This is a genomic window from Pseudomonas sp. C2B4, from assembly GCF_013359695.1.
In the GTDB taxonomy this organism is placed as follows: Bacteria; Pseudomonadota; Gammaproteobacteria; order Pseudomonadales; family Pseudomonadaceae; genus Aquipseudomonas.
The window spans coordinates 73,955-98,961 of record NZ_JABFMU010000002.1; the positions used below are offsets into that span (position 1 = coordinate 73,955).

The 25,007-nt window shown below is 62.0% G+C and carries 22 protein-coding genes; 17 read left to right on the forward strand and 5 right to left on the reverse strand.

Translation table 11 applies throughout. The features are described from left to right. Window positions 1-54 precede the first annotated feature (54 nt). Together HNQ83_RS02065 and HNQ83_RS02070 are read left to right on the forward strand one after the other, a co-directional pair. Window positions 55-6,117, forward strand: a complete 6,063-nt coding sequence (locus tag HNQ83_RS02065) for an Hpt domain-containing protein (RefSeq protein ID WP_175387430.1) — start codon at window positions 55-57, stop codon at window positions 6,115-6,117. Beyond that, window positions 6,110-6,577 carry a chemotaxis protein CheW gene (locus HNQ83_RS02070; RefSeq protein WP_175387431.1) on the forward strand — a complete coding sequence of 156 codons (468 nt, stop codon included), beginning with the start codon at window positions 6,110-6,112 and terminating at the stop codon, window positions 6,575-6,577. Before HNQ83_RS02065 ends, HNQ83_RS02070 begins: the two co-directional genes overlap by 8 nt. Window positions 6,578-6,719: 142 nt before the next feature. Here the strand turns inward: HNQ83_RS02070 and HNQ83_RS02075 are convergent, their stop codons facing one another. After that, window positions 6,720-7,088 carry a DUF6124 family protein gene (locus HNQ83_RS02075; protein ID WP_175387432.1) on the reverse strand — a complete coding sequence of 123 codons (369 nt, stop codon included), beginning with the start codon at window positions 7,086-7,088 and terminating at the stop codon, window positions 6,720-6,722. A 488-nt stretch (window positions 7,089-7,576) separates the two neighbouring features. On the opposite strand from HNQ83_RS02075, the gene mdcA reads away from it, so the two are divergent. From mdcA to madM, 9 genes are all read left to right on the forward strand, one after another. Next, the gene (mdcA, locus tag HNQ83_RS02080; protein WP_175387433.1) at window positions 7,577-9,247 is read left to right on the forward strand and encodes a malonate decarboxylase subunit alpha; all 1,671 of its coding nucleotides are present in this window, start codon (window positions 7,577-7,579) and stop codon (window positions 9,245-9,247) included. Beyond that, on the forward strand, window positions 9,247-10,122 hold the full coding sequence (locus tag HNQ83_RS02085) for a triphosphoribosyl-dephospho-CoA synthase (RefSeq protein ID WP_175387434.1): 876 nt from the start codon (window positions 9,247-9,249) through the stop codon (window positions 10,120-10,122). Before mdcA ends, HNQ83_RS02085 begins: the two co-directional genes overlap by 1 nt. Continuing rightward, window positions 10,122-10,421, forward strand: coding sequence for a malonate decarboxylase subunit delta (locus tag HNQ83_RS02090; protein ID WP_096514425.1), 300 nt, complete (start codon window positions 10,122-10,124; stop codon window positions 10,419-10,421). Before HNQ83_RS02085 ends, HNQ83_RS02090 begins: the two co-directional genes overlap by 1 nt. Continuing rightward, window positions 10,414-11,265: a biotin-independent malonate decarboxylase subunit beta gene (locus HNQ83_RS02095; RefSeq protein ID WP_175387435.1), complete on the forward strand. Its 852-nt coding sequence runs from the start codon at window positions 10,414-10,416 to the stop codon at window positions 11,263-11,265. Before HNQ83_RS02090 ends, HNQ83_RS02095 begins: the two co-directional genes overlap by 8 nt. Next, window positions 11,262-12,065 carry a biotin-independent malonate decarboxylase subunit gamma gene (gene mdcE / locus HNQ83_RS02100; RefSeq protein ID WP_175387436.1) on the forward strand — a complete coding sequence of 268 codons (804 nt, stop codon included), beginning with the start codon at window positions 11,262-11,264 and terminating at the stop codon, window positions 12,063-12,065. The genes HNQ83_RS02095 and mdcE overlap by 4 nt, the downstream gene beginning before the upstream one ends. Beyond that, window positions 12,059-12,679 carry a malonate decarboxylase holo-ACP synthase gene (locus tag HNQ83_RS02105; protein ID WP_175387437.1) on the forward strand — a complete coding sequence of 207 codons (621 nt, stop codon included), beginning with the start codon at window positions 12,059-12,061 and terminating at the stop codon, window positions 12,677-12,679. Before mdcE ends, HNQ83_RS02105 begins: the two co-directional genes overlap by 7 nt. Next, the gene (gene mdcH / locus HNQ83_RS02110; RefSeq protein WP_175387438.1) at window positions 12,676-13,587 is read left to right on the forward strand and encodes a malonate decarboxylase subunit epsilon; all 912 of its coding nucleotides are present in this window, start codon (window positions 12,676-12,678) and stop codon (window positions 13,585-13,587) included. The genes HNQ83_RS02105 and mdcH overlap by 4 nt, the downstream gene beginning before the upstream one ends. A 65-nt stretch (window positions 13,588-13,652) precedes the next feature. Beyond that, complete coding sequence (madL, locus tag HNQ83_RS02115; protein WP_175387439.1) at window positions 13,653-14,069, forward strand: malonate transporter subunit MadL; 417 nt, start codon at window positions 13,653-13,655, stop codon at window positions 14,067-14,069. Between the two features lies 1 nt (window position 14,070). Beyond that, complete coding sequence (gene madM / locus HNQ83_RS02120; protein WP_175387440.1) at window positions 14,071-14,835, forward strand: malonate transporter subunit MadM; 765 nt, start codon at window positions 14,071-14,073, stop codon at window positions 14,833-14,835. A gap of 111 nt (window positions 14,836-14,946) precedes the next feature. Here the strand turns inward: madM and HNQ83_RS02125 are convergent, their stop codons facing one another. Further along, window positions 14,947-15,861: a LysR substrate-binding domain-containing protein gene (locus tag HNQ83_RS02125; protein ID WP_175387441.1), complete on the reverse strand. Its 915-nt coding sequence runs from the start codon at window positions 15,859-15,861 to the stop codon at window positions 14,947-14,949. A gap of 154 nt (window positions 15,862-16,015) precedes the next feature. Here HNQ83_RS02125 and HNQ83_RS02130 point away from each other — a divergent pair, with 154 nt between their 5' ends. Further along, the gene (locus tag HNQ83_RS02130; protein ID WP_175387442.1) at window positions 16,016-16,633 is read left to right on the forward strand and encodes a hemolysin III family protein; all 618 of its coding nucleotides are present in this window, start codon (window positions 16,016-16,018) and stop codon (window positions 16,631-16,633) included. A 112-nt stretch (window positions 16,634-16,745) separates the two neighbouring features. Here HNQ83_RS02130 and HNQ83_RS02135 read toward each other — a convergent pair whose 3' ends face one another. Further along, entirely contained in the window at window positions 16,746-17,663 is a 918-nt protein-coding gene (locus HNQ83_RS02135) for a LysR family transcriptional regulator (RefSeq protein ID WP_175387443.1), read from the reverse strand. A gap of 109 nt (window positions 17,664-17,772) precedes the next feature. Between HNQ83_RS02135 and HNQ83_RS02140 the strand changes: the two genes are divergently transcribed. The 3 genes from HNQ83_RS02140 to HNQ83_RS02150 are packed head-to-tail and all read left to right on the forward strand — an operon-like array spanning window position 17,773 to window position 20,327. After that, window positions 17,773-19,014, forward strand: coding sequence for a D-amino acid dehydrogenase (locus HNQ83_RS02140; protein ID WP_175387444.1), 1,242 nt, complete (start codon window positions 17,773-17,775; stop codon window positions 19,012-19,014). Between the two features lie 28 nt (window positions 19,015-19,042). Next, entirely contained in the window at window positions 19,043-19,393 is a 351-nt protein-coding gene (locus tag HNQ83_RS02145; protein ID WP_175387445.1) for a RidA family protein, read from the forward strand. A gap of 31 nt (window positions 19,394-19,424) precedes the next feature. Then, window positions 19,425-20,327, forward strand: coding sequence for a transporter substrate-binding domain-containing protein (locus HNQ83_RS02150; RefSeq protein WP_175387446.1), 903 nt, complete (start codon window positions 19,425-19,427; stop codon window positions 20,325-20,327). 85 nt (window positions 20,328-20,412) lie between these two features. On the opposite strand, the gene HNQ83_RS02155 is transcribed toward HNQ83_RS02150, so the two are convergent. Together HNQ83_RS02155 and HNQ83_RS02160 are read right to left on the reverse strand one after the other, a co-directional pair. Then, the gene (locus tag HNQ83_RS02155; protein WP_175387447.1) at window positions 20,413-21,132 is read right to left on the reverse strand and encodes a 16S rRNA (uracil(1498)-N(3))-methyltransferase; all 720 of its coding nucleotides are present in this window, start codon (window positions 21,130-21,132) and stop codon (window positions 20,413-20,415) included. A 144-nt stretch (window positions 21,133-21,276) separates the two neighbouring features. Beyond that, on the reverse strand, window positions 21,277-22,683 hold the full coding sequence (locus tag HNQ83_RS02160; RefSeq protein ID WP_175387448.1) for an adenosylmethionine--8-amino-7-oxononanoate transaminase: 1,407 nt from the start codon (window positions 22,681-22,683) through the stop codon (window positions 21,277-21,279). A 220-nt stretch (window positions 22,684-22,903) separates the two neighbouring features. On the opposite strand from HNQ83_RS02160, the gene HNQ83_RS02165 reads away from it, so the two are divergent. Beyond that, window positions 22,904-24,667 (forward strand): flavin monoamine oxidase family protein, encoded by a 1,764-nt coding sequence (locus tag HNQ83_RS02165; protein ID WP_175387449.1) that lies wholly within the window; start codon window positions 22,904-22,906, stop codon window positions 24,665-24,667. A gap of 131 nt (window positions 24,668-24,798) precedes the next feature. Beyond that, the gene (locus HNQ83_RS02170; RefSeq protein WP_175387450.1) at window positions 24,799-24,999 is read left to right on the forward strand and encodes a hypothetical protein; all 201 of its coding nucleotides are present in this window, start codon (window positions 24,799-24,801) and stop codon (window positions 24,997-24,999) included. Window positions 25,000-25,007: the final 8 nt, after the last annotated feature.

Genomic DNA, 25,007 nt, shown 5'->3' on the forward strand with positions numbered 1-25,007 from the left:
GGGCGCATGCCATTTGACTGATGCAACGTGACTGAAGCGAAAACTGGAGTGGTTATGGGTGATCGGCACGACTATGTGGCCCTCGAGTGGGTCAAAGGCGAGATTGCCGAAACGCTGAAGCAGGCTCATCACGCGATCGAAACCCAGCTTGATGACCCGCAGGCGACGCACGCCCTGAGCGATTGCCTGGCGTGCATCCATCAGGTTCACGGCAGTTTGCAGATGGTCGAGTTCTACGGCGCGGCCCTGCTCGCCGAAGAGATGGAGCAACTGACCGCCGCCTTGCAAAACAATCGCGTCAGCCATCGTGACGAAGCGTTGCACCTGATGCTGCAAGCCCTGGGTCAATTGCCGATCTACCTCGACCGGGTACAGGGTGCGCGTCGCGATTTGCCGCTGGTGGTGCTGCCGTTGATCAACGACCTGCGCAGTGCCCGTGGTGAAAGCCTGTTGTCGGAAACCAGTTTGTTCAGCCCGCAACTGCCGCAACTGTCACCCCTGGACGCCGAATCCCTGGCGCTGCTGGAACCGGCGGATCTACCCAATGTGTTGCGCAAGCTGCGGCAGATGTTGCAGATGGCCCTGGTCGGCTTGCTGCGCGAACAGGATGACGACACTCACCTCGGCTATCTGGCCAAGGTGTTTTCCCGCCTTGAAAGCCTGTGCGGCAACGCGCCCTTGAGCCCGTTATGGCAAATCGCTTCGGCGTTGGTCGAAGGCATGCGCGCTGGCGCAATCGCCAACAGTCCGGCCTTGCGCAGCCTGTTCAAGGACACCGACAAGGAACTCAAGCGACTGCTCGAACAGGGCGCGGGCGCGATCAATCAACCGGCGCCGCCAGAACTGCTCAAGAGCTTGCTGTTCTACATCGCCAAGGCCGAACACCCCACCGGGCAGATGCTGACCATGAAAGATCGCTACGGACTGGACGACGCACTGCCTGACAGCGCAATGGTCGATGAGGAACGCGCACGGCTGGCCGGCCCTGACCGCGATGCCATGCGTTCGGTGCTGGCGGCGCTGTGCGAAGAGCTGGTGCGGGTCAAGGAACGCCTGGACCTGTTCGTGCGCAGCGACCGACAGCACGTTGCGGATCTCGATAGCCTGCTCGCCCCGTTGCGGCAAATCGCCGACACCCTGGCGGTGCTGGGATTCGGTCAACCGCGCAAGGTCATCATCGATCAATTGGCAGTGGTGCTGAGCCTCGCCCAGGGCCAGCGTGCGCCGGATGATGCGATCCTCATGGACGTCGCCGGGGCCTTGCTCTACGTCGAGGCAACCCTGGCCGGCATGGTGGGTACGGTGGAGCCCGAAAGCCAGGAAGACAGCCGTCTGCCAACCACCGACCTGACGCAGATCCATCAGATCGTGATCAAGGAAGCCCGCATCTGCCTGCAACAGGCCAAGGACATGATCGTCGACTACATTGACGCCGACTGGGATCGCCAGCATTTGCAGGCATTGCCTGCCTTGCTCACCCAGGTGCGGGGCGCGCTGGCGATGATTCCGCTGAGCCGTGCGGCGGGCCTGATCGAAACCTGCAATCACTTCATCCGCGAACACCTGATGCTCGATCCGGGTCAGCCTGGCTGGCAGGAACTCGACAGCCTGGCCGACGTCATCGCCAGCCTCGAGTATTACCTTGAGCGCCTCAACGATGATCCGGAAGCGCCGGGTGAACAGTTGCTCGACATCGCAGAAAAGAGCCTGGCGTCACTGGGCTTCTTCCCTAATGAAAAGCCCAGTGAACAGCATGTGCCCGTGCTTGAGGATGTGCTGAGCCCCGACGAGGCGCAGACCCTGCAGCAACAACAGGAGCTGGAGGCCTCGGACATCGTCCAGAGCCTGGCCGATGTGCTGGCCAGCCCGGTGTCTGCCCTCAACCCGCCGGCCATGACCACGCCGGGCAGCCTGTTGCCACCGCCTCCCGGAGAGGCGCCGGTGGACGACGAACTGCGAGAAGTGTTCCTTGAGGAAACCGAGGAGGTGCTGGAAATCCTGCGCGAGTACTTGCCGCGCTGGTCGATCAACCCCGACAACCGCTCCGCGTTGAGTGAACTGCGGCGCGCCTTCCATACCCTCAAGGGCAGTGGCCGGATGGTCCGCGCGCTGGTACTTGGGGAGCTGGCGTGGGCCGTGGAAAACCTGCTCAACCGCGTCCTCGAAAACAGCGTGGAACCGGGCGCCACGGTGCAGCAGCTGATCGGTGATGTCCTGCATTTGCTGCCTGAGCTGGTGGCTGAATACGCCGCCAACGCCCAGCGCCAGCGCAACGATGTCGACCAGTTGGCCGCCCGTGCCCATGCCCTGGCCAAGGGGGATGAGCCGTTATCCGATGAGGACACCCAAGACGTCACGGCACTCGACCCCCTGTTGCTGGAGATCTTCCGCAAAGAAGCCGAAACCCATTTGAGCAGCCTCAACCGCTTCCTTGATCAGGCCGCCGAACATGTGCCGTTGCAAGCCAGTGACGAGTTGCTGCGCGCCTTGCATACCCTCAAGGGCAGCGCGTCGATGGCCGGGGTCTTGCCCATTGTTGAGTTGGCCACGCCACTGGATCAACTGGCCCGGGAATACAAGGCTCACCAAATCGCCCTGGACCTGGATGAGGTCGAAGTGCTGCTGGAAGCCGAAGGCTTGTTCCGCCTCGGCTTGCGTCAGCTCAAAAAAGATCCACTGGCCGAAATCCCTCACGCCCGTTCCCTGGTCGAGCGGGCCCGGGCGTTGTTGGCCGAGCGTCTGCAAAGCATTCTGGATGCGCCGAGCAGCGGCCCGCGGGTCAAGCGTGATCCGCAATTGATCAACAACTTCCTGGCCCGGGGCATGGATATCCTGCTGGACGCCGAAAGCCTGTTGCAGCGCTGGCAGCAACATCCCGGCGAGCGTCAGGAGCTCAGTGCACTGCTGGACGAATTGACCACCCTCGGCGAAGGCGCGCACCTGGCCGACCTGCATCCGGTGGATGAGCTGTGCGAAGCCTTGCTCGACCTCTACGGTGCCGTGGAAGAAAGCAGCCTGGCCGTCAGCGAGACGTTTTTCCACGAGGCGCAAAGTGCCCACGAAGCGCTGATCAACATGCTCGACGAACTGGCCGCCGGCCAGGAAGTCAGCCCGCGCCCGGATCGCATTCGCGCCTTGCACGGCCTGCTTGACCAGAGCCTCGACCCATCGGCCATGGGCCTGATCCGCAGCGACGGCAGCCGCACCCTGAGCATTCGTGAACTGTCCGATGTCACCGCCGAACTTGAAAACACACTCGCCCCTGTGGGGGCCGAAAATACACTCCCCCCTGTGGGAGCGAACCTGCTCGCGATGGACGTCAACGATGACGCGTTGTCACTGGATGAGCGCGGCGCCCATGAGCCCATCGCGAGCAGGCTCGCTCCCACAGAGGGGCGTGCGGCTGAGGTCGATGACGAGATCGTGTCGATCTTCCTCGAAGAAGCCGTGGATATCCTCGACAGCGCCAATCAGGCTCTGCAACGCTGGTTAAGCGAGCCGCAGAACCCTGCACCTTTGTCGTCCCTGCAACGCGACTTGCACACCCTCAAAGGTGGCGCGCGGATGGCCGAGGTCGAGCCGGTCGGTGACCTGGCCCATGAACTGGAGAGCCTTTACGAAGGGTTGGTGGACCGCCGCTACAGCCACAGCGAAGCGCTGGCGCAGCTGCTGCAGCACAGCCATGATCGTTTGGCGCAGTTGCTCGAGCAGTTGCAGGCCCGCCAGTCGTTGGGCGACCCGAGCGAACTGATCGAAGCGATCCGCGCCTTTCGCCAGGGCCACGCGAACCACAGCGAGGTGATTGAATCGGCGGCCAGCAATGACACCGCCCACCATGACAGCGAGCTGCTGGATATCTTCCTTGAAGAAGGTTTCGACATCATCGACAGCTCAGGCGCGGCGCTGGTGCGCTGGCAGGCCGAGCCTTCGAACCGCCAGGAAGTGGAAACCCTGCTGCGCGACCTGCACACCCTCAAGGGTGGGGCGCGCATGGTGGAAATCACCCCGATCGGCGACCTGGCCCATGAACTGGAATTTCTCTACGAAGGGTTATCCGCCGGCATCCTGAAACCCACCGGCGCGCTGTTTGAATTGCTGCAACGCAGCCATGACCGACTGGCGCAAATGCTCGACGCGGCTCGCGCCGGGGAGCCGTTGCCGCCGGCCGATCGCTTGCTCGATGCGATCAGGAATTTCAGCCACCCGGCAGTACCTGAAGCCCCGGCTCCGGCCCCGGTCGCCCTGCCTGCCGCGGTAAAAACCGAGGCGTCGCCGCTGCAACCGGACGCCGGTGCGGACATGGTCAAGGTCTCGGCGGAGTTGCTCGACGACCTGGTCAACCTGGCCGGTGAAGCGTCTATCTTCCGTGGGCGGATCGAACAACAGGTCAGCGACGCGCAAGTGGCACTCAACGAGATGGAAACCACCATCGAGCGTATGCGCGACCAGTTGCGCCGCCTCGACACCGAAACCCAGGGCCGGATCCTCAGCCGTCAGCAGGTCGATGCCGAACGTCTGGGTTATGAAGAATTCGACCCGCTAGAGATGGACCGTCATTCGCAGTTGCAGCAACTGTCGCGGGCCTTGTTCGAGTCCGCTTCCGACTTGCTCGACCTCAAGGAAACCCTCGAACGGCGCAACCAGGACGCGGAAAACCTGTTGCAGCAACAGGGCCGCATCAACACCGAGTTGCAGGAAGGCCTGATGCGCACGCGCATGGTGCCGTTCGAAAGGATGCTGCCGCGCTTGAAGCGGATCGTCCGCCAGGTGTCCGAGGAATTGGGCAAGGACGTGGAGTTCATCGTCGGCAACGCTGAAGGCGAGATGGATCGCAACGTGCTCGAACGCATGGCGGCTCCGCTGGAGCATATGCTGCGCAACGCCGTGGACCATGGCCTTGAATCGGCCGAGGTGCGGATCGCGGCGGGCAAGCCGGCGCAAGGGCGGATCACCCTCGACCTGTTGCGCGAAGGGGGGGACATCATTTTCGATATCCGCGACGACGGTGCCGGCGTGCCGCTGGACGCGGTGCGACGCAAGGCCATCAAACGTGGCTTGCTCGATCCGGACAGTGAAATCAGCGACCGCGACGTGTTGCAGTTCATCCTGCAGCCAGGATTTTCCACCGCCGAGAAAATCACCCAGATCTCCGGGCGCGGCGTCGGCATGGACGTGGTGCACGAAGAAGTGCGGCAACTGGGCGGCACCATGAGTATCGACTCTGTGGCGGGGCAGGGTGTGCATTTCCGCATCCGCCTGCCGTTCACCGTGTCGGTCAACCGTGCGCTGATGGTGCAATGCGGGGAGGACCAGTACGCAATTCCGCTGAATACCATCGACGGTATCGTCCGCGTGTTGCCCAATGAGCTCGAAGGGCACTTCCGACTCGATCCGCCGACCTATGAATACGCCGGTCAACGCTATGAGCTGTGCTACCTGGGCGAGCTGCTGAAAACCTGTCCCCGGCCAAAACTGTTGGGCCAGAGCCTGCCGCTTCCGGTATTGCTGGTGCAATGCAACGAGCGCCATATCGCCGTGCAGGTCGATGCCATGGCCGGCACCCGCGAAATCGTGTTCAAGAGCCTTGGCCCGCAGTTTGCGGCGGTGCAGGGCGTGTCCGGGGCGACGATTCTGGGGGATGGTCGGGTGGTGCTGATTCTCGATTTGCTGGCGCCGATCCGCGCCCTGCAAGCCCATGTGCCGCAGCGCACGCAGAGTCATGAGAGCGAATTCGAACCGCAACGGCCGTTGCTGGTGATGGTGGTCGACGACTCGGTCACCGTGCGCAAGGTCACCAGCCGTCTGCTCGAACGCCATGGCATGAACGTGCTGACGGCCAAGGACGGGGTCGACGCCATGCTGCTGCTCGAAGAACACATGCCGGACGTCATGCTGCTGGACATCGAAATGCCGCGCATGGACGGCTTCGAAGTGGCGACCCAAGTGCGCAACGATGAACGTTTGCAGCACCTGCCGATCATCATGATCACTTCCCGCACCGGCCAGAAACACCGCGACCGGGCCATGGCCATTGGCGTCAACGACTACCTCGGCAAGCCGTACCAGGAATCGGTACTGCTCGAAAGCATCGCCTTATGGAGCAAAAACCATGCTTGAGCAGCGCATCAACCAGCGCAGCGTCAACCTCACCGGCCTGTTGCTGCCCCTGGCCGACCGCAACCTGATCCTGCCCAACGTCGCTGTCGCCGAGCTGATCGACTACCAGCCCGCCGCCTTCGATCTGGATACACCGCCGTGGTACCTGGGGCGAGTCACCTGGCGCAACCGGCAGATTCCCTTGCTCAGTTTCGAGTCGGCGTGCGGCAACAAAATCGTCATCGGCGAGCGTGCGCGGATCGTCATTCTCAATGCGCTGGGGGGGCGGCCTGAACTCAAATTCATTGCGATGCTGGTCCAGGGGATACCGCGTTCTTACAAGCTCGACAGTCAGTTGAGTTATGTGGATGTGCCGTTGTGTTCGCTGGAAAAAGCGGCGGTGCAGGTGGCAGACCAGGTGGCGAAGGTGCCGGATTTGCTGGCGCTGGAGGAGTTGTTGGTGGAGGCAGGGTTGACCTGACTGGCCCCTGTGGCGAGGGGATTTATCCCCGTTGGGTCGCGAAGCGGCCCCCAGCGTCCATTCAAACAGAATGAGGTTTCCGGATTTACGACTGCTTCGCAGCCGAACGGGGATAAATCCCCTCGCCACAAAGGGGGCTGCGTTAAACCTTGGCCTCAGCCAACGTCTCATGCTGATCCAGCGCCCGCTCCACCAATAAGTGCACCCCATCAGCCATCCTGCTCAGCGCCAAGGCCACCGAGCGGCGCGAACCTTCCACATCGTCCGCTAGATCCGCCGCGATGGCACTGATGGACAACAGGTCTTCGGAGGCGTTGGCCAGCAGCGCTTCGGTGCCGATATCGGGAGAGACAGTGAAGAGCTGGAATTTTTGGCGCCTGGCCGGTTTTTCGTGAGAGGGCGGGAAATAGTGGGAGAAGGCGCGGTCGGCGGCTTCCTTGAGCTTTTCGGCTTCGAGGGATGCATGGGAATCGGGATCGGTTTCCGAAGGTGTGGGAGTAGCTTTGAACATGGTGAAGCTCCGAATAATGAGTTTTAGCAGCTCCATTTTTTCGGGGTTCCAAACCCGGTCGCTTAATTTGCAGCGACACCCAAACGATAAAGATCAGCGCAAAAGCCCACCAGTCAGCGGGCTCCGGCATTGTTGTAGGTAGCGACGCAAGATTACGTAGCCGCTGCCCCTTCCTGTCGACAAGCTTTTAAACAAAAAACCACAGCTGAAGATTCCCAAAGTGGGACCGATCGGTCCTCTTTTGGGACTTATCGATCACTCGTTCCGGCATTGAGAACTGCTGTGATTGTGCCGGCCCTTTCGCGAGCAGGCTCGCTCCCACAGGTTTTGTGAACGCCGCCAACCCATTGTGGGAGCGAGCCTGCTCGCGAAGGCGTCGGCTCGAACAACCATTAACTTGAGCGTAACAATCCACCACCCAGCTTGATTGATACCCCCACCCAACCCTCCTACTGTGACCCCCACGACAGCGAACCCGTGGAGTGGTCATGACAACAACAATATCCCCCGACTCGCGATGGACGCGGCGGCGCAGCGAGAAGCAGCGGCGTCTGGCGTTGGTCAAGGGCCTTGCCGATGGTGTGGTGTTGCCCACCGACAAGATCGTGGCGGCGCTGGAGGCGTTGATCCTGCCCGGCGACCGAGTGGTGCTCGAAGGCAACAACCAGAAGCAGGCGGATTTTCTTTCCCGCTCCCTGGCCAAGGTTGATCCGGCCAGGCTGCATGACCTGCACATGATCATGCCCAGCGTCGGTCGCGCCGAGCATCTGGACCTGTTCGAACGCGGCATCGCCCGCAAGCTCGACTTTTCCTTCGCCGGCACCCAAAGCCTGCGCATCAGCCAGTTGCTCGAAGACGGCCTGCTGGAAATCGGCGCGATCCACACCTACATCGAACTCTACGCACGACTGGTGGTGGACCTGATTCCCAACGTCGTGCTTTCGGCCGGTTTCATGGCCGACCGCGCCGGCAACATCTACACCGGGCCCAGCACTGAAGACACGCCAGCACTGATCGAACCGGCAGCCTTCAGCGACGGCATCGTCATCGTCCAGGTCAACCAGTTGGTGGATGACGTCAGCGACCTGCCCCGGGTCGACATCCCGGCATCCTGGGTTGATTTCGTGGTGGTCGCCGACAAGCCGTTCTACATCGAGCCGTTGTTCACCCGCGACCCACGGCACATCAAGCCGGTGCACGTACTGATGGCGATGATGGCGATTCGCGGGATCTACGAAAAACACAACGTGCAGTCGCTCAATCACGGCATCGGCTTCAACACCGCCGCCATCGAACTGATCCTGCCCACCTACGGCGAATCCCTCGGCCTGAAAGGCAAGATCTGCCGCAACTGGACCCTCAACCCGCACCCGACGCTCATCCCAGCCATCGAAAGCGGCTGGGTCGAAAGCGTGCACTGCTTCGGCACCGAACTGGGGATGGAAAACTACATCGCCGCCCGGCCCGACGTGTTCTTCACCGGGCGCGACGGCTCCCTGCGTTCCAACCGGATGTTCAGCCAGCTGGCCGGGCAATACGCGGTGGACCTGTTCATCGGCGCCACTTTGCAAGTCGATGGCGACGGCCATTCCTCCACCGTGACCCGTGGGCGCCTGGCCGGTTTCGGTGGGGCGCCGAACATGGGCCACGACCCACGCGGTCGTCGCCACGGTACGCCGGCCTGGCTCGACATGCGCCACACCGACGTCGCCGAACCGATGCTCGAACGCGGTAAGAAGCTCGTGGTGCAAATGGTCGAAACCTTCCAGGAAGGCGGCAAACCGACCTTCGTCGAGACCCTCGACGCCATCGACGTGGCGAAGAAAAGCGGCATGCCGCTGGCGCCGATCATGGTGTATGGCGACGACGTCACCCACCTGCTCACTGAAGAAGGCATCGCCTACCTGTACAAGGCCCGTTCCCTGGAAGAACGCCAGGCGATGATCGCCGCCGTGGCCGGGGTGACCGCCATCGGCCTGCGTCATAACCCCAAAGACACCGCGCGCATGCGCCGCGAAGGCTTGATCGCCTTGCCCGAAGACTTGGGCATCCGCCGCACCGACGCCACCCGCGAATTGCTCGCCGCCAAAAGCGTGGCCGATCTGGTGGAGTGGTCCGGTGGCCTCTACAACCCGCCCGCCAAGTTCAGGAGCTGGTAATGCACGCATTCAACCTGCAACCGAAAACCATAAGCCTGGCTGAACGGCTGGCTGATCTGGCGGTGGACGCGCTGATCGACGAAGCGGACCTGTCGCCGAAACCGGCGCTGGTCGACCGTCGTGGCAGTGGTGCTCACTCCGATTTGCACCTTGGGCTGATGCACGCCTCGGCGCTGGCCTTGTGGCCGGCGTTCAAGGAAATGGCCGAGGCGGCCCTCTCGATTGGCGAAATCGGCTTGCCGCTGCGTGAAGCCATTGGCCTGATTGGCCGCGAAGGGGAGGAGGCGATGCTCGCCACCACCCATGGCGTGAACACTCACCGTGGCGCGATCTGGGCCTTGGGCCTGCTGGTGGCTGCGGTTGCCCTGGAACCTGAAGCCAACGGCGCCGGCTCCATCGCTTTGCGCGCCGCCCGCCTGGCCTTGCTCGATGACCGCTACATGCCGCGTCCGCTCAGCCACGGCGCACAAGTCGCCCAGCGTTATGGTGCGCGGGGTGCCCGTGAAGAAGCGCAACTCGGTTTCCCGTCAGTCATCCAACGCGCTCTGCCGCAACTCAAACGCAGCCGCGCCGCCGGCCATGGCGAGCAGAACGCCCGGCTCGATGCACTGCTGGCGATCATGACGGACCTGTCCGACACCTGCGTGCTGTACCGCGCCGGGGAAGAAGGCCTGCACACCATGCAACGCGGTGCCCAAGCGGTGCTCGATGCAGGCGGCAGTGCCAGCCTGATGGGCCGTCGCCGCTTGCATGAGCTGGACCAACAACTGATCGCAATGAATGCCTCGCCCGGTGGCGCTGCCGACCTGCTCGCCGCCTGCCTGTTCATCGACCGTATCGAGTCGGGTGACTGCCTCATTCAGGGAGCTTACTGATGGAAACCTTATCCTTTGAATTCCCCGCCGGGCAGCCGCCACGCGGTCGCACGCTGGTGGGCTGTGTCGGCTCGGGCGATCTGGAAGTGCTGATCCAGCCGGGTCAACCCGGCAAGCTGACGATCACCGTACAGACCTCGGTCAACGGCAGCGAACAGCGCTGGCAGCACCTGTTTGCGCGGATGTTCGACGGCCAGATGCCATCGGCGATGGACATCGATATCCACGATTTCGGCGCCACCCCCGGCGTGGTGCGCTTGCGTCTGGAACAGGGCTTCGAGGAGATCGGCCATGACTGACAGTGCCGCACTTCTCAACAAACACAGCTTCGTCGAGCTCGGTGCCCGGCAACGGGCGAAGGCCCTGCTCGATGCCGGCACCTTTCGTGAATTGATCGATCCGTTTCAGCGGGTCATGTCGCCCTGGCTGTCGCGTCAGGGCGTGGTGCCGCAAGCCGATGACGGCGTGGTGATCGCCAAGGGCAGCCTCGACGGTTTGCCGGTGGTAATCGCTGCCATCGAAGGTGCATTCCAGGGTGGCAGTCTCGGTGAGGTCGGCGGGGCGAAAATCGCCGGTGCGCTGGAGCTGGCCGCCGAAGATAACCGCAACGGCATTCCGACCCGCGCCGTACTGCTGTTGGAAACCGGTGGCGTGCGCTTGCAGGAGGCCAACCTCGGCTTGGCGGCGATTGCCGATATCCACGCGGCGATTGTCGATTTGCGCCAGTACCAGCCTGTGATTGGCGTGGTTGCAGGCAGCGTCGGTTGCTTCGGAGGCATGTCGATTGCCGCCGGGTTGTGCAGCTACCTGGTGGTGACTCAGGAAGCGCGCCTGGGTTTGAACGGTCCGCAGGTGATCGAACAGGAAGCCGGACTCGACGAATACGATTCCCGCGACCGCCCCTTCATCTGGAGCCTGACCGGTGGCGAGCAACGTTTCGCCACGGGGCTGGTGGATCGCTACGCCGAAGATGACGTGGCGCAGATCCGCCAGCAGGTCGGCGAGTTGCTCAAGCAAGGTTTGCCAGCGCATCAGCGTAGCGGGCAGGCCGATCTGTACCTGCAACGGTTGGCGCGTCTGGATGCCGAACCGCAAATCGAACCGGCGACGGTTCGCGACCTGTATCAAGGAGATCGCTCATGAGTGCGTATTCCCTCAGGGGCTTGAACTGGTTCAACGCCTTGAGTGGCGATGCCAAACCGGTCGGCGGTTTGCCAGCTTCGTTGAAAGTGGCCGATGGTTTTTTGGGCGATCAATCCGTGCGATTTCTCGCCGTGGTGGCCGATCCCGACAACCGTTTCGTCCGCGCCCGCAACGGCGAGGTTGGTCTACTCGAAGGCTGGGGTTTGGCCAAGGCTGTGGATGAAGTCATCGCAGCTGACTCGGATAAACCGCACAAGCGCGCCTTGATCGCCATCGTCGATGTGCCGAGCCAGGCTTATGGTCGCCGCGAAGAAGCGCTCGGGATTCATCAGGCCCTGGCCGGTGCGGCGGACAGCTATGCCCGCGCTCGTCTGGCCGGGCATGCCGTGATCGGGTTGCTGGTGGGCAAGGCCATGTCCGGCGCCTTCCTGGCGCACGGCTACCAGGCCAACCGCTTGATCGCCCTGCGTGACCCGGGGGTGATGGTGCATGCCATGGGTAAGGCGTCGGCAGCGCGGGTAACGCTGCGCAGTGTCGAGGAATTGGAAACCCTGGCCGCCAGCGTGCCGCCGATGGCCTATGACATCGACAGCTATGCCAGCCTCGGCCTGCTCTGGGAAACCCTGTCGGTGGATCAGATCGAGCAGCCAACCGCCGCCGATCTGAGTCGTGTGTCGCAATGCCTGACCCAGGCCATTGGCGATGTCGCCGAGAAGGGCCGTGACCTGAGCAGCCGTTTAGGCGCCAGCAACCGTGCGGCCTCGAGCCATGTTCGCCAACTGTTGAGAGCGCAGTGGTGAGCGCGCTCATGGCCCATGACCTGCTCTGGGGCATGACCCCGGGGCAGCTGCCTGAGGATGCGCCTGCGTGGGCGATTGCATCGCTCGATGCCGGGCAACCGGTGGTGGTGCGCCGTGCGGTATCGGCGGTGGGGCAGGTGGCGGTCGGCGTGCGTGGGCGTTTGCGTGAGCAGCGTTATGCAACGTCGATGGCGATCGCCGCTGTCTCGCGCCGGGTACGGCCGGAACAGCTCTGCCATGTCGATATCGGCCGGGACTTGCCGGCCGTTCGGGCGCTGAAACACTTGCGTCCATTGCTCGATGCTTGCGGTTGGATTTGGGGGGTGAGTGGCAGCGCCGGGTTTGAACTGGCCAGTGGATTTTCCGCCCTGCACGAGGGCAGCGACCTGGATCTGATTCTGCGCACGCCACAACCCCTGTCACGTGTTCAAGCGCGGGAACTGTTGAGGGTGCTCGATTCAGTTGAGTGTGCGGTGGACATGCAATTGCAGATGCCATTGGGCGCTGTCGCCTTGCGCGAATGGGCCGGATCTTCGGGTCGGGTGCTGCTCAAGAATGCCACCCAGGCTTGTCTGGTCATCGATCCGTGGAACCCGCAGGAGCAGGCAGCGTGAGCAGCTTGCTGGTGTTCCCGGGGCAAGGCGCGCAGCAGCCGGGCATGCTCCGGCATGTGGTTCGGGAAACCCTGGACGAGGCCAGCGACGTGCTCGGTGAGGATGTCTCGCGGCTGGATTCACCCGAGGCGTTGCAATCGACAAGGGCCGTGCAGCTGTGCCTGTTGATCGCCGGCGTGGCGGCTTCGCGGCAGTTGGCGATGCCGGCGGATTACGTCGCCGGGTTGTCCATTGGTGCTTATCCGGCGGCGGTGGTGGCCGGGGCTTTGGGTTTCAGCGATGCACTGCATCTGGTCAGCCTGCGCGGTGAGCTGATGCAGCAGGCTTATCCACAGGGCTACGGCATGACCGCGATCATCGGTCTGGATCTGGCAACGGTGGAAGGCTTGCTGGCGCAGGTTCACCGCGTTGATTCGCCGGTTTACCTGGCCAACATCAACGCCGATAACCAGGTGGTGATTGCCGGCAATGACGGTGCGATGAAAGCGGTGGCCGAGCTGGCGAAAAAACGTGGCGCCGGCCTGGCCAAGCGCCTGGCGGTCAGCGTGCCATCGCACTGCCCGCTGCTGGAAAAACCGGCAAAGATGTTGGCTGAAGCCTTCGCCAGTGTGCAATTGAAAACACCGGTATTGGGCTATCTCAGCGGCAGTCGCGCCCGGCCCGTCACTCACATCGAAGCCTTGCGCGACGACCTGGCTTACAACATGTGCCGCGTGGTGGATTGGCGCGGCACGGTACAAAGCGCCTACGAGCGTGGCGTGCGTCTACAAATCGAACTGCCGCCCGGTGCGGTGCTGACCGGGCTGGCGCGCCGGGTGTTCGAGCAGGGTACCGTGATTGCTTTCGACGGTGCCCGGCTCGATACCCTGCAGTCGCTGTTGCGTGAGGAGGGAAGCCGCCAACCCTAGATCACCGACTCAGGCCTTCGAACAACAAAAACAACATTCGACGATGCACTTTGAGGACAACAACAATGATTATTTACGGTGTGGCGCTGTTGGCGATCTGTACGCTGGCAGGGGTGATCATGGGCGACATGCTCGGCGTGTTGCTGGGCGTCAAATCCAACGTCGGCGGGGTCGGGATCGCGATGATCCTGTTGATCTGCGCGCGGCTGTGGATGCAGAAACGCGGCGGCATGACCAGGGATTGCGAGATGGGCGTCGGCTTCTGGGGTGCCATGTACATTCCGGTGGTGGTGGCGATGGCGGCGCAACAGAACGTGGTCACGGCCCTGCACGGCGGCCCGGTGGCGGTACTGGCGGCGATCGGTTCGGTGGTGGTGTGCGGTTGCACCATTGCCTTGATCAGCCGGACCCACAAGGGCGAACCCTTGCCCGACGAACCGACGGAAATCTCTCCCGTCGGCACACCTGTAGGAGGTCGCTGATATGTGGGATCTCATCGAGAAAGGCCTGGAACATAACGGTCTGGTCACTGCATTCGCCTTCGTCGGCGTGATCATGTGGGTGTCGGTCATCCTATCGAAACGCCTGACCTTCGGGCGCATTCACGGCTCGGCGATAGCCATCGTCATCGGCCTGGTCCTGGCCTGGGTCGGCGGCACGATGACCGGCGGGCAAAAAGGCCTGGCGGACCTGACGTTGTTTTCCGGCATCGGCCTGATGGGCGGCGCCATGCTGCGGGACTTCGCCATCGTCGCCACGGCGTTCGAAGTGCAGGCCACCGAAGCGAAAAAGGCCGGGTTGATCGGCGTGATCGCACTGCTGCTGGGCACGGTGCTGCCGTTCATTGTCGGGGCGTGCATGGCCTGGGCGTTCGGTTATCGTGATGCAATCAGCATGACCACCATTGGCGCAGGCGCGGTGACTTACATCGTCGGCCCGGTGACGGGTGCAGCAATTGGCGCGACCTCGGATGTGATGGCGTTGTCGATTGCCACCGGGTTGATCAAGGCGATTCTGGTGATGGTCGGCACGCCGGTGGCGGCGCGCTGGATGGGCCTGGATAACCCACGGTCCGCGATGGTGTTCGGTGGCTTGGCCGGGACCGTCAGCGGTGTGACGGCGGGGCTGGCGGCGACGGATCGGCGGTTGGTGCCTTATGGGGCGTTGACCGCGACCTTCCATACCGGGCTTGGGTGCTTGCTGGGGCCGTCGTTGCTGTATTTCATTGTTCGCGGGATTGTGGGTTAACTCGTCGGATTATTGTTGAATGGTCTGACGCCTTCGCGAGCAGGCTCGCTCCCACAAGGGATTGCATTCCAATGTGGGAGCGAGCCTGCTCGCGAAGGGCGCGACTCGGTCTTACGCCTGGCGATTGGCATACATCCGACACTCCGCCAGCAACGCCAGCAGATTCGGATCCCTCTCCTTGGCTTTCAGAAACACCACGCCAATGTGCTGCTGCAGTCGATACTTCTCCTGCAACGGAATCAGCTTCACCCGATTCTCGTAAACCGCCGCAATCCTCCCCGGCAGCAACGCATACCCAACGCCCGAGCTGACCATGCTCAGCAGGGTGAAGATGTCGTTGACCTGCATGGCCACCTTTGGCTCGAACCCCGCCTGATTGAACACTCGATTGCCGTCCTGATGTGTGGCGAAGCCCTGGGTCAAGGTGATGAAGGTTTCGTCGCGGACTTCGGCCAGGTCGACTTCGCTTCGTTGTGCAAACTTCGAATCCGCCGGGGTGGCCAGGAATATATCGTCGGAGAACAGCGGCAGGTGTTCCAGGTCCGGGTCGTTGATGCTGTCGTCCAGGGACACCAGGATCGCATCGACTTCCATGTTCTTGAGCTTGTACAACAGGTCGAAATTCGAGCCGAGGATCAGGTCGATATTGAGTTCGCTACGGCGAATTTTCAGGCCCATGATCAGTTGCGGCACGGTCTTCACCGTCAGCGAATACAGCGAGCCCAGTTTGAAGCGCTCGGCGGAGAATCCAGCCGCCTCGCGGGTCAGGCGCACGCTTTCGAGCACGTCCTGAATCAGTTTCTGTGCCCGCTCTTCCAGCACGTAAGCGCTTTCCAGGGGGGTCAGGTTGCGGCCTTCGTGCTTGAACAAAGGGCAGCGCAGGGCGCTTTCCAGTGAGTGAATCGCCCGATGCACGCTGACGTTGCTGGTCTGCAACTCGGCGGCAGCCCGGGCCAGATTGCCGGTGCGCATGAAGGCCAGGAACACCTCGAGTTTCTTTAGGGTCAACTCTTCATCGATCAGCATGGGGTGGACTCTTTTTGGAATGACCTGATTGTGCCTAATTGAGCTTCACTTGGCTCGACGGATTGGCGAGGGCGACGATCAGAAACATTGCGCTTTTAAGCTTCAAGCCTGAGCCTTGCGTGTTGCGGTAACGATTTTCGAAGGTAGGTAGACGATGTATCACGGAGAAAGATTGAACGCCTGGACGCATCTGGTCGGGGCGGTGGCGGCGTTTGTCGGCGGGGTGTGGCTGATCGTTGTCGCCAGCCTCGACGGCAGTCCGTGGAAGATTGTCAGCATGGCGATCTATGCCTTTACCCTGCTGGTGCTGTACAGCGCATCGACCGTGTACCACAGCGTGCGCGGGCGCAAGAAAGCGATCATGCAGAAGGTCGATCACTTCTCGATTTACCTGTTGATCGCGGGCAGCTACACGCCGTTCTGCCTGGTGACCCTGCGTGGGCCCTGGGGGTGGACGCTGTTCGGGATTGTCTGGGGGCTGGCGCTGATCGGTATCCTGCAAGAGATCAAGCCGCGCTCGGAGGCACGGATTCTGTCGATTGTGATTTACGCGGTGATGGGCTGGATCGTGCTGGTGGCGGTCAAGCCATTGCTCGCCGCACTGGGCGCTGCCGGTTTTACCTGGTTGGCGTTGGGTGGCGTGTTTTACACCGTGGGCATCATCTTTTTTGCCCTCGACGACCGTTTGCGGCATGCCCACGGGATCTGGCATTTGTTCGTGATTGCCGGGAGTTTGCTGCACTTTGTGGCGATCTGGTTTTATGTCCTCTAACCCCTGTAGGAGCGAGCCTGCTCGCGATTGCGGTGGTTCAGTCAATGATGATGTCTACTGACCCGACGCCATCGCGAGCAGGCTCACTCCTACAGGGGGTTTGTTTCCATATTCAAAAGGGTGTCGGGATCAGGTGATCGAGTTGTTCCTGAGCCCTGCGACTGAATATCTGCAACAGGTCGTTCAGCGTATGCGGCGGTGGTTCGGCGGCACGGGTCACTGCGTACAGGGTGATCGGCAGCGGCGGTGCCAGGGGACGAATGGTCGTCGTGGCGGGGGACGCGCCGAGTGCGGTGAATGGATCGATCACCGCCAGCCCGGCACCGGACTCCACCATCGCCCGCGCCAGTGAATAGGTCTGCACGGCGATGCGCACCCGGGGAGGCGGTTCGACCGCTTCAAGGTAACTGTCCAGTCGGGCGGCCAACGGGTCGGCGCTGGACAAGCCAATCAAGGGGGCATCGGCCAGGGCCATCAGCGAGAGCGGTTGACCGGCGTCCTCTTCTTGCCAATAACCCTTCGGCGCCAGCGCCACCAGCACGCCGGACGCCAGGGCCTGAGCCTTGAGCCCAGGGTGATCCGGTCGTTGCAGGGTCAGGGTGACATCCACTTCGCGCATCAGCAGGTTCTGCACCAGTTCGCGACTATGGGCGCTGGACAGTTCGCAGGCGATATCCGGGTAGCGCGCGGTCCACTCGTGAATGGCCGGCGGCAGCAAAGACAGGGCCAGCGCCGGGGTGGCGCCGATGCGCAAGCTGTGGCCCGGCTCGCGGCGCAGGCTCTGGGCCAGGCGTCGCACGCCTTGCAGGCTTTCGCTGACCTTGTCGACCTCGCGCTCCAGCTCCAGGGCTTCCGGGGTCGCCTGCAACTTGCCGCGTACCCGCAGGAACAACGGGAAACCCAACTGCTGCTCGGCGTGTTGCAGCACTTTGGTCACCGCCGGTTGCGAGACATGCAGCAATTGCGCGGCCGCACTGATCGAACCGGTCTGGCGGATGGCCTGGAAAATCTCGATGTGACGAAGACGCATGGCAAGTCCATAACCTTTGTTTATGGGTCAGGCATCTTTATTCATTGTCCGCCGCCTGTCACCTGGCTCTAACCTCGGCCTTGTCTTCACAACGGCTTTAAGGACGGACATGGCTCAGCGTGTGTGCATCATCGGCGGCGGCGTGATTGGCCTGGCAACGGCCTATGCGCTGGTGCGCGACGGCTTCGAGGTGACGGTGGTCGAAGCCCGGGATTCGCTGGGCAGCGAAACCAGTTTCGCCAACGGCGGCCAGTTGTCCTATCGCTATGTCGCGCCGCTGGCTGACGCAGGCGTGCCGCTGCAAGCCATTGGCTGGATGCTGCGCGGCGATTCGCCCTTGAAGCTGCGCCCGCGTCTGGACCCGGTGCAGTGGTGCTGGATGGCTTCATTCCTTGCCGCGTGCCGAAGCTCGGTCAACCGGGAAAACGCCGGGCACCTGTTGCGTCTTGCGCTGTTGAGCCAGGGCACATTGAAAAGCTGGCGCGAGGACGATGGGCTGGCCGGTTTCCAGTGGCGGCGCAACGGCAAACTGGTGACCTTTCGCAACGCCGGCAGCTTCGACCATGCGCGCAAAAAGCTGGCCGATCCGCAACAGCAGCAGGTGTTGTCGGCGAGCGAGTGTGCAGCGCTTGAACCGGCCCTGGCCGATGCACCCTTTGTCGGCGCGATTTACACCCCGGACGAAGAGGTCGGCGACTGCCACGGTTTTTGCCAGCAACTGGCGGCGCGGCTGACGGCATCCGGTCGTTGCGAATTTCGCCTGGGCCAAGCGGTGACCGGGATTCGCCACGCCAATGGCAGCGTCAATGCCATCGAGTTGGGCGAGGAAGTGATGGCCGTCGATCAATTGGTCATCGCTGCCGGCCACCGCAGTCCGCTGTTGGCATTGCCTGGCCTGCACCTGCCGCTTTATCCGCTGAAGGGCTACAGCCTGACCGTGCCCATCGGCAGCGAACACCGGGCGCCGGACGTGAGCATCACCGATTACGACCGCAAGATCGTTTACGCCCGCATCGGCGAACAGCTGCGGGTGGCGGCGATGGTGGACATCGTCGGTTTCGACCCGGCCATCGACCCGCAGCGTCTGGCCTTGATCAAGCGCCAGGCCCGCGACACGTTCCCCCATGCCGGTCATTACGAGGCTGCCGTGGAGTGGGCCGGCATGCGCCCGGCCACCCCCAGTGGCGTGCCGCTGCTAGGTGCCACGGCTTATCGCAACCTGTGGCTCAATCTTGGCCATGGCGCGTTGGGTTTTACCTTGGCGTGTGGCAGCGGTCGCTTGCTCAGCGAGCTGATCGGCCAGCGTCGGCCTTCCATCGACCTGCTCGGTTTTAACCACCGGGCCGCCTGAACGACTGATTTTTGAAGAGGACCCTGTAATGACCATTACCCGACTTCACTCCAACCCACGTCTATCTGGCGTCGTGAGCTATGGCGACCTGGTGTTTCTCTCCGGCCAGGTGCCCGGCGATGCCCAGGATGCAGGCGGCCAGACCCGCGAAGTCCTGGCGAAAATCGACGCCTTGCTGGCCATGGCCGGCAGCGACAAGGATCATCTGCTCAGCGCGACTATTTACCTGAAAAACATCACTGAGGATTTTGCCGCGATGAACGAGGTCTGGTCGGCCTGGCTGTCGCCGGGGCAGGCACCGAGTCGCACCACGGTGCAGGCCGAACTGGCTCGCCCACAGGTACTCGTGGAAATCACCGTCATCGCTGCACGCATCTGAAACAATCCAACACCCACAACGGAGAATAACAATGCAAAAAATCACGTTGCTCGGCTGCACCCTGGGGCTGTTGCTGGGCAGTCAGGTCCAGGCGAATGAAGCACCATTGACCGGCACCCTGAGCAAGATCGCCAATGCCAAGACCATCACGTTGGGTTATCGCGATGCGTCGGTACCGTTTTCTTACGTGGGTGATCACACGGGCCAGCCGATGGGGTATTCGGTGGATCTGGCGGGCAAGATTGTCGAACGCATCCAGCAGCAACTGGCGCTGCCGGATCTCAAGGTGAAATACAACCTGGTGACCTCGCAAACCCGCATTCCGCTGGTGCAGAACGGCACCGTGGATCTTGAATGCGGCTCGACGGGTGTGACGGCCGAGCGGCAGAAACAGGTGGCGTTCTCCTACGGTTTTATCTACGTCAAAGGCCAGTTGCTGACAGCCAAGGACAGTGGCATCAAGAGCTTCGCCGACCTGCGCGGCAAGAATGTGGTGACCACCGCCGGCACCACCAATGAGCGCTTCCTGAAAAGCTACAACCTCGACCACAAGATCGACATGTTCGTGATCAGCGCCAAGGACCACGGCGAAGCCTTCCAGATGCTGCAATCGGGCCGTGCCGCGGCGTTTTACATGGACGATGCGCTGCTCTACGGCGAGCGCGCCAAGGCCCATGATCCGCACAAGTGGGTGGTGGTGGGGGAGGAGCAGTCGCGGGAAATCTACAGCTGCATGGTGCGCAAGGACGATCCGCAATTCCTGGCGCTGGTCAACGGCGCGTTGGGCGATCTGTATAGCTCAGGGGAAATCAATGGCATTTACCAGCGCTGGTTCGAACAGCCGATCCCGCCTAAAGGTTTGAACCTTGAATTCCCGATGACCAGCGAACTCAAGGCAATCATTGCCAAGCCGGTGAGTGATCCGGTGCAGTAGACCGCGTCGCGGCTATTCGCGAGCAGGCTCGCTCCCACATTGGAATGCGCTCAACTGTGGGAGCGAGCCTGCTCGCGAAAGCGGCCTAGAAATCACCCCAAAGCTGCTGGGCCACCGACAACGCCACTACCGGCGCGGTTTCTGTGCGCAGTACTCGTGGGCCAAGGCGTGCCGCATGAAAACCAGCCCCCTTGGCCTGATCCACTTCCGCATCCGATAAGCCACCTTCGGGGCCAATCAGGAACGCCAGGGTCGAAGGCTTGGCATGGCTGACCAACGGCTCGGCCACCGGGTGCAGCACCAGCTTCAACTCGGCCTGGGTCTGTTTCAGCCAGTCGGCCAGCAGCATCGGTGGATGAATCACCGGCACCCTTGAACGCCCACATTGCTCGCACGCGCTGATTGCCACCTGACGCCAATGCAGCAGGCGTTTGTCGGCGCGTTCGTCCTTGAGCCGCACTTCACAGCGCTCGCTGAAAATCGGTGTGATTTCGCTGACGCCCAATTCGGTGGCTTTCTGGATCGCCCAGTCCATGCGCTCGCCACGGGACAGCCCTTGGCCGAGGTGGATCTGCAAGGGCGACTCGACCTGGCCGCTGAAGCTTTCATCGATCTGCACCACGACGCGTTTCTTGCCGACTTCCACCAGCGTGGCCCGGAACTCATGACCTGAGCCGTCGAACAGCTGCAACGCATCGCCCTCGGCCATGCGCAGTACGCGGCCTATGTAATGGGCCTGGGCTTCGGGCAACTCGTGCTCGCCGGTACTCAGGGGGGCGTCGATAAAGAAGCGGGACAGTCTCATGTTGGGTCTCTACTGAATTCGATCGGAGTTGCTTTTGTGGCGAGGGGATTTATCCCCGTTGGACTGCGTAGCAGTCCCATTTTTTGGGGCCGCTTCGCAGCCCAACGGGGATAAATCCCCTCGCCACAGGGTACGCGATGACGGTTAGCCCGGATCACGGAAACCCGGATGGAAGTCTTTCGGCACCGCCACGCTCACGCTGTCGCGGGTGGCGATGTCGATGCCTTCGCTGGCCACCTCGGCCAGGAAATCGATCTGCTCGGGAGTGATCACGTAAGGCGGCAGGAAATACACCACGCTGCCCAACGGTCGAAGCAAGGCACCGCGTTCCAGTGCATGCTGGAACACCTTCAAGCCACGGCGTTCCTGCCACGGATAAGCTTCCTTGGTGGCCTTGTCCTTGACCATCTCGATGGCCAGCACCATGCCGGTCTGGCGCACTTCCGAGACATTCGAGTGATCGACCAGATGCGCGGTGGAGGAGGCCATGCGCTGGGCCAGGGCCTTGTTGTTCTCGATGACGTTGTCTTCTTCGAAGATATCCAGCGTCGCCAATGCCGCCGCGCAGGCCAGCGGGTTGCCGGTGTAGCTGTGGGAGTGCAGGAAGGCGCGCAGGGTCGGGTAGTCGTCGTAGAAGGCGCTGTAGACCTCGTCGGTGGTCATGCACGCTGCCAGTGGCAGGTAACCGCCGGTCAGGGCCTTGGACAGGCAGAGGAAATCCGGGCGGATGCCGGCCTGCTCGCAGGCGAACATGGTCCCGGTACGACCGAAGCCCACGGCGATTTCGTCGTGGATCAGGTGCACGCCGTAGCGGTCGCAGGCCTCGCGCAGCAATCTGAGGTACACCGGGTGGTACATGCGCATGCCGCCGGCGCCCTGGATCAGCGGCTCGACGATCACCGCCGCGACCGTGTCGTGGTGCTCGGCCAGGGTTTGCTCCATCGCCGCGAACATGTTGCGCGAGTGTTCTTCCCAGCTCATGCCCTCGGGACGCAGGTAGCAATCCGGGCTCGGCACCTTGAGGGTGTCCATCAGCAAGGCTTTATAGGTTTCGGTGAACAGCGGCACGTCGCCCACCGACATCGCCGCCATGGTTTCACCGTGGTAGCTGTTGGTCAGGGTAACGAAGCGTTTCTTGTTCGGCTGGTCGCGGTTGAGCCAGTAGTGAAAGCTCATTTTCAATGCGACTTCGATGCAGGACGAACCATTATCGGCGTAGAAGCACCGGGTCAGGCCTTCCGGCGTCATCTTCACCAGGCGCTCGGACAGCTCGATCACCGGTTGATGACTGAAGCCGGCGAGGATCACGTGCTCCAGTTGATCGACCTGATCCTTGATGCGCTGGTTGATGCGCGGGTTGGCGTGACCGAACACGTTGACCCACCAGGAACTGACGGCGTCGAGGTAGCGCTTGCCTTCGAAATCTTCCAGCCAGACGCCTTCGCCGCGCTTGATCGGGATCAGCGGCAGTTGCTCGTGGTCTTTCATCTGGGTGCAGGGATGCCACAACACCGCGAGATCGCGTTCCATCCACTGTTTATTCAGGCCCATTCTCACTCTCCTCGAGGCGGTCCGTGACTGGCGCGGACATGCAATCGCGCAAGCCTATGCAATGCATCGCACGGGGACAACCCATTGTGTCGATTGAGCTACTTTGTATAGGGCGTTAGACGCTGCTGGCGGGCGTCTGAAGGCTGACGTATCCTTCGCGGTTCTTGGGCCGCCTGGCCCGCAAAACCGCTATTTTTCCTGTATTTCCGGAGTTCGCTGAATGTCTGTCGGTTGGCTGCGCGCCTGTGCGCTGGTGATGTTGGGGCTGTTCAGCGTGTCTGCGCTGGCCAAGGATAAAACCGCGATCGTGATCGGCGGTGGGGTTTCGGGCCTTACGGCCGCTTATGAGCTGCAGAACAAGGGCTGGCAGGTCACGCTGCTGGAAGCCAAGCCGACCCTGGGCGGTCGTTCCGGCATGGCCACCAGCGAATGGATCGGCAATGACAAGACCCAACCGGTCCTGAACAAGTACGTATCGACCTTCAAGCTGAGCACCACGCCGGCCCCTGAATTCGTGCGGACCCCGGGCTACCTGATCGACGGCGTGTATTACACCGCTGCTGATCTGGCCACCAAAGAGCCGGCCACCGCCGAAGCGCTCAAGCGCTACGAGAAAACCCTCGACGACCTGGCGCGCTCGATCGATGACCCGCAAAACCCGGCAGCCACCAGCACCCTGCACGCGCTGGATCAGATCAACGTGTCCAGCTGGCTCGACAAGCAGAACCTGCCGGCCACTGCCCGCCAGCTGGTCAACCAGCAGATCCGCACCCGCTACGACGAGCCTTCGCGTCTGTCGCTGCTGTATTACGCACAACAGAGCCGCGTCTACCGTGGCGTCTCCGACCGTGATCTGCGCGCTTCGCGCCTGGTCGGTGGCAGCCCGGTGCTGGCCCAGGCCTTCGTCAAGCAGCTGAAAACCATCAAGACCAGCTCCCCGGTTTCGGCCATCACCCAGGATAAGGACGGTGTCACCGTCAAGGCCGGCAGCGTCGGCTATCAGGCTGATTACGTGGTGCTGGCGGTGCCGTTGCGCGCCCTGAACAAAATCCAGATGACCCCGGCGCTGGATGCCCAGCACCTGGCTGCGATCAAGGGCACCAACTACGGCTGGCGCGACCAGATCATGCTGAAGTTCAAGACGCCAGTGTGGGAAAGCAAGGCGCGGATGTCCGGCGAGATCTACAGCAACACCGGCCTGGGCATGTTGTGGGTCGAACCGGCCCTCAAGGGCGGTGCCAACGTGGTGATCAACCTGTCCGGCGACAACGCCCGGGTGATGCAGGCCTTCGGCGACAAGCAGATGGCCGACCAGGTGCTGATTCGCCTGCACACGTTTTATCCACAGGCGCGCGGTTCGTTTACCGGCTATGAAATCCGTCGCTACAGCACCGACCCTTCGATGGGCGGCGCCTACCTGGCCTTCGGTCCGGGCCAGATCAGCAAATACTGGCGCCTGTGGGAGCGTCCGATCCAGCGTGTAGCCTTTGCTGGCGAACACACTGACACCCTGTACCCTGGCACCCTGGAAGGCGCGTTGCGCACCGGTCAGCGTGCGGCCAGTCAGGTCGAAGACCTGGCAGCGGGCAAGTCGTTTGAACCGGCGAAGGCAGTTCCAGTGGCGGCCGCTGCCGCAGCTGGCGCGGTGGCGGCGAAGAAGGGCAACTTCTTCACTAATCTGTTCGGTGGTTCGGATGACGAGAAGAAACCGGAGCCGGTCAAGGCGCCTGAGCCGGTTGCTCAAGCCCCGGCTGCTGCTCCGGCTCCAGCGCCGGCACCAACACCTGCTGCGGTCGAGGCACCGAAACCTGCTGCACCGGTGAAGGCTGAGCCTGCGAAGAAAGTACCGACCAAAGCTGCAGCGAAACCAGCAGCCAAGACCGAGGCCAAGAAAGCCCCGGCCAAGGCCCCGGCGAAAAAGGCTGAGCCGGCGAAGAAGCCAGCAGCCAAGCCCGCAACGACCACTGAGACCAAGGTTCAGTAACGTTCAGGCTTAAAAAAAAGCGCGGCTTAAGGGCGGCGCTTTTTTTTGCTCATACGTTTGCCGTCTTACAGGATTTAGCGGTAGATCAGATATTTCCCACGCAATAACAAGAAGCAAATGATTGTTAGTGCGTGAACTACAAACCTATGCTCTTCAAGAAATTTGGAGAGTATATGAAAGCACTATTGGCAATAATGGTGGTGATCACACTTTCCGGCTGTGCAGGCGGCGAGTATTTTCCTAAAGGGTATGGTCATGAACTGGCTCATAAATGTCAGATTGACCCGTACAATTATGATTGCCTGAATCCACCTCCAGCCTTCAAAAATTAACAAGTATT